Source organism: Candidatus Latescibacterota bacterium (assembly GCA_020633725.1).
Taxonomy (GTDB): Bacteria; Krumholzibacteriota; Krumholzibacteriia; order JACNKJ01; family JACNKJ01; genus VGXI01.
Genome location: JACKDC010000004.1, coordinates 181,306 through 193,090, shown reverse-complemented (window position 1 = coordinate 193,090; position 11,785 = coordinate 181,306). Strand labels below are relative to the sequence as shown.

Genomic DNA, 11,785 nt, shown 5'->3' with positions numbered 1-11,785 from the left:
GGTCCGGCATGTCCGCACTCGGAAGACTGGCAGCGCTCGCGCTGATCGCGCTGTCGCTGGCCGGCTGCAGTCGAGCGCTGCGTGGAGGGGGTGACGTCCTCGGCGAGCAGGAGGCGCTGGCCCTGGCCGTGGGCCTGGCCAACGAGGCCTGCGAGGCGCGCTATCAGCGCTCGCCCTTCGCGGCCGACAACTACGGCATCCTGTTCGCCGAGGGTCGCTGGCGCTGGGGGCGACTGGACCCGGCGGGACCTCGCGGCTACTCGGCCACCGTGAGCTTCGACGCCCGCGGGGAAGCGCGCGAAGTGGAAGTGTTCTTCTCCCACGACGCCGTGCCCACGCGGCCCGTCACTCAGTAGCGGTAGTCGTAGTAGTCGTAGGAGTAGTAGTAGGGCAGCACCTGGCTCGCGTTGTTCACCAGCGCGCCCAGCACCTCGATGCGACTGTCGCGCAGGATGTCCACCGCGCGCTTGACCACGTCGCGCTGCGTGACGCCCGCCATCACCACGAAGATGACGCCGTCGGTCTCGCCGGCGATCTGCGCGGCGTCGCTCACCGGCAGCACCGGCGGCGAGTCCAGGATCACCGTGTCGAAGTAGAACTTCAGCTCGCTGATGATGGCCGACAGCTTGTCGGCCTGGAGCAGCCCGGTGGGGCTGGCCACGCGCTTGCCGCAGGTGATGACCTTCAGGTTCTCCACGCGCGTGTCCTTGATCGTGTCGATGATGTCGCGCTCGCCCAGCAGCGCGTCGGCGAAGCCGTCGCGGGCGGGCAGCTCGAAGAACTCGTGCACGCGGGGCCGGCGCAGGTCCGCGTCCAGCAATAGCGTCCGCGAGTTGCGATAGCGCGCGATCGTCATGGCCATCATCGCCGCCGCCGTGGACTTGCCCTCGCCCTCCATCGCGCTGGTCATCAGGAAGCAGTGCTTGTTCTCCTGCTTCATGTGGTAGCTGAGCTTGGCGTAGCTGCGGCGGAACTCCACCGCCACGGGGCTCTCCTCCTGGTAGACGGCGTAGATGCTCCGCGGCTCGCCCTCGGTGCCGGGGATCGTCTCGCTGGCCCGCTCGCGACGCGGCTTCCCGCCCTGGGCCTTGCCGGCGACCTTGCCCTGTCCGCCGCCGGTGGCGAGCGCCTCGCGCTTGCGCGCCTGCTCCTCGGGCAGCGTCTGCTCGGGGGTCTTCTTGCTCACGGCACCAGCTCCTCGGCGGCAACGCGGTCGACGTAGAGCTCGATCCGCGAGTTCATGTCCTTGACGAAGACCATCCCGCCGGCCATGAGCACGGCGAAGAGGCCCATCGCGATCACCCAGACCAGCGTGTTCTTGCGCCGCTGGACGCGCGCCTTGCCCGGCCCCTGGGCCAGGGGCGGAATCGTGCCCAGGACCGGGAGGCCCAGCAGCGCCTCCACGTCCTTCACGTCGGAGAAGGCGCGATTGAAGAACTCGGTCATGAAGATCAGCGCCAGCCCGGTCACCAGGCCGATGCCGACGAACACCATCTGCAGCCGCGGCTTGTTGGGCTTGACGGGCGCGATCGGCTTCACGGCGTGGTCGCGGATGTCGATGCGCGTCGCGAGCTGGCTGGCCTGGATCGCCCGCGTGATCTGCGCGCTCGTGGACTGCTGCTGGAAGGCCTCCAGGAACTCGCGATACTTGGCCGCCTCGGCCTTGCGGCGGTCGAGCTCCGCCTGGAAGGCCGGCGCCCCGCTCACGTTCTGCCGGAAGTTGTTGATGTGCCGGCTGAGCGTGTCCACCAGCTCCTGGAAGGTGCCCACCAGCATCAGCCGGTAGTAGTAGCTCACGATCAGCTCGCGCTCGCGCGGCGAGTTGCCCGCATAGATCTGGCCCGTGAGCACGCCGAGACGGTCGCGGTAGGCCTGGCGATCGGCGCCGACGCTGGCGTCCTCCACCACTTCGGTGAGGGACTGATCCCGGCGCTGGTTGATGCCCAGGTACTGGATCAGGTTCTGCACCATCGTGTGGATCTGCTTGTTGTTCAGGGCGCGCAGGTCGCGGTCGGAGAGCAGCCGGTCGCTGGTGGGCACGACGCCGAAGAGCGAGCGAAGCTGGGACCGGGTCTGGTCCACCTGGCCTTCGATGTTGCTCAGCTCCTGCGCGTAGCTGCTCATGACCTCCTGGGCCACGGCCACGTTGCCCGCATTCACGGGATTGCCCGCCGCCAGGGTCTGCTGCTGCGTCTCCTGGAAGCGCTCGAGCTCGAGCTCGGCGCGGTGGAGCTTCTCCTTGAAGATGGCCACCTGCTCGTCGCTGAAGTCGCCCTTGGCCGTGATCTCAGCCAGCTCCCGGGCGCGCCGCATCTCGACGTACTTCTGCACCATCACGCTGTTGATCAGATAGGCGTTCGTGGGATCGTGGCTCTGGGTCGTGATGTTGTAGACCCCGGCCGCGCCGAAGCGCACCTCGGTGCGGTCGCGCAGCTCCTCGGCGGCGAGGCGGCGGACCACCTCTTCGATGTCCGCGCCGGCCAGCGGCCCGTCCACGAGGTTCTGGGCCTTCTCTCGCAGGAGCGGCGTCTGGTCCAGCGACAGCGTGTTGATGACCTCGTCCAGGAAGTCCTGGGCGCGCACCTCCGCCCGCACCTTGGCCAGCTCGGACACCTCCTGGCGGTGGCTGGCCTGCTCGTCGAGGAGCATGGACAGGTCGCGCGTGAAGTTGGTGTCGCTCTCGATCGCCACGGAACTGCCCGCCACGAAGGTGGGCGGGATGAAGTTCACGCCCACGGCGGCGATGACCCAGCTCACGGCCAGAGGGATCAGCAGCAGGTGCTTCTTGCGCCAGATGATGCGCAAGTACTGCAGCGGATCGATCTGTTTCTTCTGGCCCTGGCCCAGAAGTTCCTTCAAGAGATCATCGGTAGCCATCGGCTCTCCTTGGCAATTCCCATCCCCGAGTCCGGCGTCTCACGAGTCGTCCCGGGCCGGATGCCGGCGCGCGCGCAGAGCGCTCACCGTGGCGTCCGTCGCAGGGAGCGTGCCGAGCAGCGAATCGGCCTTCGCCTCCAGGCCCAGCGAGACGTCCGCCAGCTCGCTGCCCGGCGCGTTGCGGGCGTTGCGGCGGCAGGCCTCGTAGAGCCGCTCCAGCGCCCTGGCCGCGAAGCGCGGCTCGTGGCGGTCCGCCCAGATCTGCGCCACGGCGAGCTGCGACCGCATGCCGAAGCCCGTGTAGGGCATCTCGGCCGCCGCCTCGCCCCAGCGCTGGCGCGCGACGTCCCAGGCCCCACGCCGCGCCTCGTAGCGCCCGCGCAGATAGAGCAGCTCGGCGCGCTCCTCGCGGCCGCTGACGCGCGCGCGTAGCAGCGCCAGCTCGGGCGCCACCTCGGCCAGGCGGTCCCGGGCCAGCAGGAAGCGCACGAGCTCCATGCCCGCGGCCACGGAGGCCGCGTGGTCGTCACCCTCGCTCCAGCGGCGAAGGATGGCCTCGCAGGCGGCGGGCTGGCCGAGATGATCCGCCAGAAGGCGGGCTCGACGCAACTCCGCGCGCCAGGGTTCGCGCGCCGGGTAGTCCGCGGCCAGGTGCGTCAGGGCGTCTTCCGCGTCCTTCCAGCGCCCCAGTCGCGTGGCCATGTCGGTCCAGACCAGCAGGCCCTGATAGCCCGGTTCGCGGCCCGTGTAGTCCGCGGCCAGGCGGCCGAAGTAGTCCGCCAGCAGTTCGCCCGTCGCCTCCAGCAGCCGCGGATCGCCGTGCGCGCGGGCCAGTTCCACCATCTGCGGCGGCAGGGCCAGCAGCTCGGCGTCCGGGTAGGCGGCGTCGCCGGGCTCGAGCCCCGCGCGGAGCGGATGCAGCAGGCTCGCGTAGACGTCCAGCGCCTCGGCAGGCCGGCCGCTCTCGCGCAGGTAGCCGGCCAGCGTCACCCGCAGCCGCCGCTCGACGAGCGAGCCCAGCGGCAGATCGTCGCGCAACTCGGCCTGGAGCAAGGCGACCGCGGTCTCCCGCTGCCCGAGCTCCCAGTAGATCGAGGCGGCCCCCTGCGCGGCCATGCTGCCCACGCGGGCAAGCTTCACGGCGACCGCCTCGGAATCGCCCACGCTGTCCGGCAGCGCGCTCAGGGGGTTGGCGGCCGCCAGCGCGGCGTAGCGCGCGAGACACTCCTCGGCCAGCGCGCGGCCGGGGTAGATGTCCAGCCGTTCCTGGTCGCGCCTCGCCTGCCAGTAGTCGCGCTGCGCGCGATGCAGCCTGGACTGGAGCGGATCCCCCTCGCCGCAGCCGCCGATCCCCAGCGCGAGGGCCAGCAACAGCACGCCCAGGGGCGCCGTCCTTCCCGCTGCGCTCACTCGCCTCCCGCCCCGCTCGCCTTCACCTTGCGGCGGGCCTCCTGCTGCTTGCGACGAAAATGGCTGGGGAAACGCTTGCGGAGGTAGGCGTCTACCTCCTCGATCGTCCGCAGTTCCAGATCGAACTCGCCGCGCAGGAAGTAGTCGCACTCGCCGAACTTGTGGTCGCGGCAGACCTGGGGCCGCGTCTCGTAGATGCCGCAGCTGTAGTCCGCCTGCAGATGCTCGCAGGGCGTGTTGAAGACCACGTACCAGGAGCCGTCTTCCTTGAAGACCCAGGTCTCCTTGTGCGCGCAGTACCAGCGGATGTTCTGGAAGTCGGCGACCGTGGTGGGCTCGTCGATCTCGATGGCCATGTAGGTGCAGCAAGTGGCGCGGCAGCGCTGGCAGATGGCCAGGGCCTCGCCGGTGCTCATCTTCTCCGGATGTTCCGGAATGGGATCGGTGGGGTCGAACATCGGGCCGTCCGGGATGTCCCGGCCCAGGGGCCGGAGGGTGGGTGCCGGCGTCGTGGAGCGACGCGGAGTGTCCGCATGATAGTCCAGGCCCGGCCGGGTAACAAGCGCGGTCGCGAGGCGTCAGGGCAGCTCGGGCGGCTCCGCGTCGTCGCCCGCGTCGCCGCGGGGCGAGCCCGCGCGCGGGCGCTGATCCAGGGGACGGGCCATGAGGCTCGTGCGCCAGCGCTGGCGGTAGGCCTCCCGCTCCTCCTTGGGACCGAACTCGAAGTACTCGCAGCAGTGGAAGATCTCGCGGATGTCCTTGGGCCGCAGGTTCTGTCCCAGGCGCCCGTGCAGGCAGTAGCCGCGCGAGCCGTTGCTCATGTCGCGCGCCATGCCCGAGAAGAGGAAGTACTGGCAGTTCCCGCAGGACAGGATCTCCGCGCCCTGCTCGCTGAGCTGCGACTGCAGGCACTGGAAGCTGTCGTAGTGATCGTAGCCGCGGCCCTCGGCCATGACGTCGGTCTTGACCATGAGCAGCGAGGCGATGTCGAAGCTCTTGAGCTCGAGGAAGATGTCGCCGCCGTGTCCCGGCAGCTCCGCCTCGCGGCGCTTTTTCATGAGGAAGGGCGAGAAGTAGGAGATCGTCCCCGTGAACTCCTTCCCGTCCTGGCGAAGTCGCACCTGCTTCTCACGGATCATCGGCGAGGCCTCCCGACACGTGACGGAGATGGCGGGTCCGTCCGAACGCCACCCTTTTGCCCTCTTCGGCGCGAACTGGCAAGAAAATTCTTCAAGGCTCCCTCACATCTGTATGCCATGACAGAAGTTATGGCCGCACTGCCACGAGATCTAGGGGGTGGAACGCCTGGCGCCCACGAGGGAATGGGGGGCCGCGCGGCGCGGGGCGGCACGGCTTGGAACGATCCTGGCTTGCCCGTCCCGGACCCACAACCCGCAGCCGGGGCGCCGCCGCATGGCCCAGAGCACCGACACACTGCCCGACATCGCGCCCGACGCTCGCGCGGAGAGCAGCCGTCGCCTCACCGTGCTGGGCGAGCTGGGACGTCTGCTGCAGGGTGGCGGCGCGCCGGAACTGCAGATGCGCGAGTCGCTGTCCCGCCTCATGGAAATGGCCGGCGCCACCGAAGGCGCGCTCTACCTGACCGATCGCGACGAGCGCCTGCGCCGCGCGGCGCGCCAGGGCGCGGCCGATCTCTTTCCCGCCCTGCTCGACACGCGCCCGGGCGTCTCGCTGCCGGCGAGCTTCGTGGCCTATCCGCGCGTGCTGGACGCGCGCAGCCCCGTGGGCCGCGTGGGCGTCCTCGACCTGCTGCGCGCCCGCGGACTGACGGGCGGACTGCTGGCGCCGGTGCTGCAGGCAGGCCGCCTCGGCGGCGTGGCCGTGCTCGCGGGCGGGCCGCCCCCCGACGCCGAGCTGCGCGCGCTGCTCACGCAGGCCGGCACCCTGCTCGGCATGGCCCGCGAGACCCGCGGTCTTCGCGAGGACGTCCGCGAGCTGCGCCTGCGCTTCGACGACCTCAGCCACAGCAGCGTGGACCACATCTGGGAAGTGGACGCCCGCGGCCGCTACACCTACAACAGCGAGGGCGTCGTGCAGCTGCTGGGCTACCTGCCCGACGCCATGCTCGGGCGACGCCCGCTGGACTTCGCGCACCCCGAGGATCGCGAGCGCCTGACGAGCACGCTGGCCGAGCTGGCGGAGCTCAAGCAGCCCATCACCGACCTGGTGCACCGCGCGCTGGCCGCCGACGGCAGCGAGGTCTACCTGGAGAGCCGCGCCTTTCCCGTCCTCGACGCGCGCGGCGAACTGCAGGGCTACCGCGGCGTGGACCACAACATCACCGACTGGTTCCAGGCGCGCCGCGTCATGGAGGAGACCCTCATCGGCACCTGCGAAGCGCTGGGCCGCATGGTGGAGCTGCGCGACCCCTACACCAAGGGCCACTCGCTGCGCGTGGCGGCGCTGGCCGTCTTCCTGGGCAAACAGATGGGACGCTCCAGCTACGAGCTGCAGGGGCTGCAGCTGATGGGCCTGCTGCACGACATCGGCAAGGTGGGCATCCCGACGGAGATCCTCTCCAAGCCCGGCCGGCTGAGCCCGGAGGAGCTCGAGATCATGCGGCAGCATCCGCAGATGGGCTACGAGATCCTCAAGGACATCGGCTTTCCCTGGCCGGTGGCGCAGGTGGTGCTGCAGCACCACGAGCGCCTGGATGGCTCGGGCTATCCCCAGGGACTCGAGGGCGGCGAACTGATCTGGCAGGTGCGGCTGCTCGCGGTGGCCGATCTGATCGAGGCCATGTCCACGGACCGCCCCTACCGGCCCGGCCTCGGCCTCGAGCTCACGCTGCGCGAGCTGCGGCAGAACCGCGGGCTGCTCTACGACCCCGAGATCGTGGACGTCGCCCTCGCCGCCGCCGAGAGCGGCGCGCTGCAGGCGCATCTGGACGAGCACCCCGTCCGCGGGGCCGGCGAGACGTCCCCGCCGCTCAGTCCCGCCCGCTAGCCGCCGCGGCCAGCCCCCGCATGTCGGCCCCGCTCGGGCTCTGGTAGACCCGCAGGCCAAACTCCGGCACCACCGCCAGCACGTGGTCGAAGATGTCCGACTGCAGGTCCTCGTAGGCCGCCCAGCGCTGATCCCTGCTGAAGACGTAGATCTCCATCGGCAGGCCGTGCTCGCCCGGCGGCAACTGGCGGACCAGGAAGGTCATGTCCTCGTGCACCAGCGGCAGGCTGCGCAGGTAGGCGGCCAGGTAGGCGCGGAAGGTGCCCACGTTGGTCAGCCGGCGCGAGTTCACCGGCGCCTCGGGGTCGGTGGAGCGCTCGGCGTTCCAGTCCGCCAGCTCCTTCTCCTTGCCCTCGAGATAGTCGCGAATCAGCACGATGCGCTTGAGCGCGGCGATCTCGTCGGGCGCGAGGAAGCGGATCGACGCCAGGTCCAGGTTCAGCGCGCGCTTGATGCGCCGCCCGCCGCTCTCCTCCATGCCCCGCCAGTTGCGAAAGGAGTCGGAGATCAGCGAGTAGCTGGGGATGGTGGTGATGGTCTTGTCCCAGTTGCGCACCTTCACCGTGGTCAGCGCGATGTCGATGACGTCCCCGTCGGCCCCGTAGCGCGGCATCTCGATCCAGTCGCCGGGACGCAGCATGTCGTTGGCCGAGATCTGGATGCTCGCCACGAAGCCCAGGATGCTGTCCTTGAAGACGAGCAGCAGCACGGCAGTCATGGCGCCCAGGCCGCTGAGCAGCACCAGCGGCGAGCGGCCCAGCAGCACCGAGAACATCACGATGCCGAAGGTCAGCGCGAGCAGCAGCTTGACGATCTGCAGGTAGCCCTTGATGGGCTTGTTGCGGCTGATCGCGAGGCCGTCGTAGATGTCCCCGCCCGCGTTCACCAGCGCGTTCAGGCTGGCGAGCGCCATGGCCAGCATGTAGACCACCGCGCCCTTCTGGACGAAGCCCGCCACCGGCGCCCAGGGCGCGAAGGCGCCCGGCCCCAGCAGATAGAGCACCAGGCCCGGCGCCAGGTGACTGAGCCGCGTGAACACCTGTCGTTCCAACAAAGCGTCGTCCCAGTGGGTGCGCGTGCGGCGCACCACGGTGGTCACCACGCGCAGCAGCACCCGCTTGGCCACCCAGTTCACCACGACGCAAAGGACGAACAGCGCCACCGCCCGCCCGGCCAGATCGGCGGCGGTGGCCGCCGTGCCCGTCAGGCCCCAGTCGGCCAGCAGCCGGCTCCAGCGATCGAACATCGAAGCACCTCCCGGGCCCATCCTCGGGCATGCGGCGCCGGCGGGCAACCCCGGACCCGGCGCGGGGGGCGGGATTCGTCCGCGGGCCTGTTTCCCCCGCCGGGGGGATCTCCTATATTGGAGCGCGTACCCGGCTAATCGGAGCCGAAAGTCCGCCGTGGGCGGTTGAGCGAGGAGGACGGTCATGGCCAGCACGATCACTTTCGGTCCCCGGCGCGCCAAGAGCGTGGCGATCGACAAGGGCGAGGGGCATTTGTCGCCGGAAGCCACGACACACTATGAGCGCTTCGACCTCTTCTACCGGAGCCTCTGCGCCGTGCTCTTCAACTACGTCCCCACCTCGGGACACCCCGGCGGCTCGATCTCCTCGGGACGCATCGTGGCCGGCCTGCTCTTCGGCGCCCTGGACTACGACCTCGGCGATCCCGAGCGCGACGACAACGACCTCGTCTCCTACGCCGCCGGCCACAAGGCCATGGGCCTCTACGCCATGTGGGCGCTGCGCAACGAGGTGGCGCGCCTGGCCGCGCCGGAGCTGCTGCCGACCGACCCGCGCCGCCAGCTGCGCCTCGAGGACCTGCTGGGCTTCCGGCGCAACCCCGTCCAGGACACGCCGCTCTTCCGCGCGAAGGGCGCCAAGGCCCTCGACGGCCACCCCACTCCCACCGTGCCCTTCCTCCGCCTGGCCACCGGCGCCTCGGGCGTCGGCGTGGCGGCCTCGGTGGGCCTCGCGCTGGGCGCGCGGGATCTGTTCGGCGCCGCGGCGCCGCGCATCCACATGATCGAAGGCGAGGGCGGCATGACGCCCGGCCGCGTGGTGGAGGCCATGGCCGCCGCCAGCGCGGGCGGCCTCGACAACTGCGTGCTGCACGTGGACTGGAACCAGGCGTCCATCGACTCGAACCGCGTCTGCCGCGACGGCGACGCCCCCGGCGACTACGTGCAGTGGGATCCGCGCGAGCTGGCCTGGCTGCACGACTGGAACGTGATCGACGTGGCCGACGGCTTCGACGTCCAGCAGGTGCACGCCGCGCAGGCCGCCGCGCTCGCCCTGGCCAACGGCCAGCCCACCGCGGTCGTCTACCGCACCGAGAAGGGCTGGCGCTACGGCGTGAGCGGCCGCGCGTCCCACGGCGCGGGCCACAAGTTCTGCTCGCCGGAGTTCTACGCCGCGCTCGCGCCGCTCTTCGACGGCACGGGGATCGAGCTGCCCCGCGTGGCCGCGGCCGACGGCCCCGTGGCCATCGAGGCGGCGTTCTGGTCCACGCTCGAGGCCTTCCGCACGCTGCTCGGCCGCGAGGAGGCCATGCTGGCCACGCTGGGCGGGGGACTCCGCGCCGCCCGGCAGCGCCTCGACGCCAGCGCCCGCACCCCGCGCGCCGGCGCGCCCGCAATCGATCGGCTGCACGCGGCCGTGGCCGCCGCGCCCATCTACCCGCCCGAGGAGCTGGCGCTTCAGCCCGGCGGCAGTAGCACGCTGCGCGCCGAGCTGGGCAAGGTGCTGGGCTGGGTGAACCGGCAGAGCGGCGGCGCGGTCCTCGCGGCGGCGGCGGACCTGCTGGGCTCGACCAGCGTCGACAAGATCGGCGACGGCTTCGCCCCCGGCTTCTGGCACGCGGCGACCAACCCCGACTCCCGCACGCTCGCCCTGGGCGGCATCTGCGAGGACGCGATGGTGGGCATCCAGACGGGCGTCTCGGCCTTCGGTCACCACGTGGGCGTGGCGTCCAGCTACGGCGCGTTCCTGGCGCCGCTCGGCCACATCGCCACGCGCCTGCACTGCATCGGCGGGCAGGCGAAGCGCGACATGATCCCCGGCGCGCCCTACCGGCCCATGGTGATGGTCTGCGCCCACGCCGGCCTCAAGACCGGCGAGGACGGCCCCACCCACGCGGACCCGCAGGCGCTGCAGCTGCTGCAGGAGAATTTCGCCCCGGGGACGGCCCTCACCCTGACGCCCTGGGATCCCCAGGAGCTGTGGCCGCTGGTCACGGCGGCCCTGGCCGCGCGGCCCGCGCTGATCGCGCCCTTCGTGACGCGTCCCAACGAGGCCGTCCTCGACCGCGAGGCGCTGGGCCTCGCGCCCGCGAGCGCGGCGCGGCAGGGCGTGTACCGCCTGCGGGCGGCCACCGGCGCCCACGACACGACGGTGGTGCTGCAGGGAAGCGGCGTGGCCTACGCCTTCGTGCAGGAGGCGCTGCCGAAGCTGCTCGCCGAGGGGATCGACGTGGACGTCTACTACGTCGCCAGCGCCGAGCTCTTCGACCTGCTGCCGGCGGCCGAGCGCGAGGCGATCTTCCCGGCCGCGCGGGCCGAGGAGGCGATCGGCATCACGGGCTTCACCATGCCCACGCTGTATCGCTGGGTGACCAGCGCCGAGGGGCGGGCCGCCAGCCTGCACCCCTTCCGCGCCGGCAAGTACCCGGGCAGCGGGCAGGCCGAGGTGGTGCTGCGGCAGGCGGGCCTCGACGGCGCGAGCCAGTTCGCGGCGATCCGCGACTACGTGCGCGCGCGCGTGGCGGGCTAGTACAACGCCTTCACTGCGCTCCAGCTCGACTCGGCGGTGGAGGTGCTGCCGCTGCTGAGCCAGGCCATGGTGTTCTGCAGGAAGATCGCGTTGTCGTAGTCATCCAGGCCGGCCGAGTGCATCATGTAGTACTCGCTCACCCAGACGGCGCCGCCCGTCCCGGCCGGCAGCGGCTGGTAGACGGCGATGTAGTCGAGGGAGCCGTCGCCTCCCACCGCGCTGCTGGGTCCGCTGGCCGTCAGGCTCGTGCAGTAGATGAAGTCGTCGCCGAGCTCCGTGACGCCGTCGAAGATGGGGTGCGGGGCGAAGACGTCGTAGTGGACCGGGTCGGTGGCGGTATTCGCCTCGCTGATGCCGAAGACGTCCATGATCTCGGTGATCTGCGCCCAGTAGCTGTCGTTGGGGCAGACGGCCGCCAGGAGCCCGCCGCCGCGGTTCACGTAGTCCATCAGCCAGGCGGCTTCCTCGGGGGTGTAGGGATCGGTGTCGCTGAGGAAGGCGTCCTCGGGCAGGATCACGATCACGTCCGCGTCGCCGCTGTCCATGAGCGGGGTCGTGCGCGCCTCCACGGTGTAGCCCCAGGTGGCGAGGCGAGCTTTGAAGTCGCTGTACCAGGTCGCGTTCGTCGAGTGGGAGTTGTCGAACACGACGAGCTGTGCCTTGGCGGCGCCCGCGCAGGCGAGCGCGACGAGGAGCATTGCGATACGGGCTTTCATGAGCATCTCCGTGGGAAGGTGTGAGGGGTAGCCGACAATCTG

At 70.8% G+C, this 11,785-nt stretch carries 10 protein-coding genes; 3 read left to right on the top strand and 7 right to left on the bottom strand.

The window, feature by feature from the left end; all coding sequences use genetic code 11:
• The first annotated feature begins 8 nt into the window (after positions 1–8).
• Positions 9–356 carry a hypothetical protein gene (locus tag H6693_10600; GenBank protein MCB9516631.1) on the top strand — a complete coding sequence of 116 codons (348 nt, stop codon included), beginning with the start codon at positions 9–11 and terminating at the stop codon, positions 354–356.
• Here the strand turns inward: H6693_10600 and H6693_10595 are convergent.
• The 5 genes from H6693_10595 to H6693_10575 form a co-directional block, all read right to left on the bottom strand.
• Complete coding sequence (locus H6693_10595) at positions 350–1,186, bottom strand: CpsD/CapB family tyrosine-protein kinase (protein ID MCB9516630.1); 837 nt, start codon at positions 1,184–1,186, stop codon at positions 350–352. The two genes, H6693_10600 and H6693_10595, sit on opposite strands and share 7 nt — an antisense overlap.
• On the bottom strand, positions 1,183–2,877 hold the full coding sequence (locus H6693_10590; protein ID MCB9516629.1) for a hypothetical protein: 1,695 nt from the start codon (positions 2,875–2,877) through the stop codon (positions 1,183–1,185). Before H6693_10590 ends, H6693_10595 begins: the two co-directional genes overlap by 4 nt.
• A 39-nt stretch (positions 2,878–2,916) precedes the next feature.
• On the bottom strand, positions 2,917–4,287 hold the full coding sequence (locus H6693_10585; GenBank protein ID MCB9516628.1) for a hypothetical protein: 1,371 nt from the start codon (positions 4,285–4,287) through the stop codon (positions 2,917–2,919).
• Positions 4,284–4,745 carry a YkgJ family cysteine cluster protein gene (locus tag H6693_10580; GenBank protein ID MCB9516627.1) on the bottom strand — a complete coding sequence of 154 codons (462 nt, stop codon included), beginning with the start codon at positions 4,743–4,745 and terminating at the stop codon, positions 4,284–4,286. The genes H6693_10585 and H6693_10580 overlap by 4 nt, the downstream gene beginning before the upstream one ends.
• Positions 4,746–4,865: 120 nt before the next feature.
• Entirely contained in the window at positions 4,866–5,426 is a 561-nt protein-coding gene (locus H6693_10575; protein MCB9516626.1) for a hypothetical protein, read from the bottom strand.
• Between the two features lie 274 nt (positions 5,427–5,700).
• Here H6693_10575 and H6693_10570 point away from each other — a divergent pair, with 274 nt between their 5' ends.
• Positions 5,701–7,254: an HD domain-containing protein gene (locus H6693_10570; GenBank protein MCB9516625.1), complete on the top strand. Its 1,554-nt coding sequence runs from the start codon at positions 5,701–5,703 to the stop codon at positions 7,252–7,254.
• Here the strand turns inward: H6693_10570 and H6693_10565 are convergent.
• Positions 7,238–8,500 carry a mechanosensitive ion channel gene (locus H6693_10565; protein MCB9516624.1) on the bottom strand — a complete coding sequence of 421 codons (1,263 nt, stop codon included), beginning with the start codon at positions 8,498–8,500 and terminating at the stop codon, positions 7,238–7,240. The two genes, H6693_10570 and H6693_10565, sit on opposite strands and share 17 nt — an antisense overlap.
• Before the next feature lie 184 nt (positions 8,501–8,684).
• Between H6693_10565 and H6693_10560 the strand changes: the two genes are divergently transcribed.
• Positions 8,685–11,027: a hypothetical protein gene (locus tag H6693_10560; GenBank protein MCB9516623.1), complete on the top strand. Its 2,343-nt coding sequence runs from the start codon at positions 8,685–8,687 to the stop codon at positions 11,025–11,027.
• Here H6693_10560 and H6693_10555 read toward each other — a convergent pair.
• A complete protein-coding gene (locus H6693_10555) occupies positions 11,024–11,743 on the bottom strand; it encodes a hypothetical protein (GenBank protein MCB9516622.1) in 720 nt (239 codons plus the stop codon). The two genes, H6693_10560 and H6693_10555, sit on opposite strands and share 4 nt — an antisense overlap.
• Between the last annotated feature and the right edge of the window lie 42 nt (positions 11,744–11,785).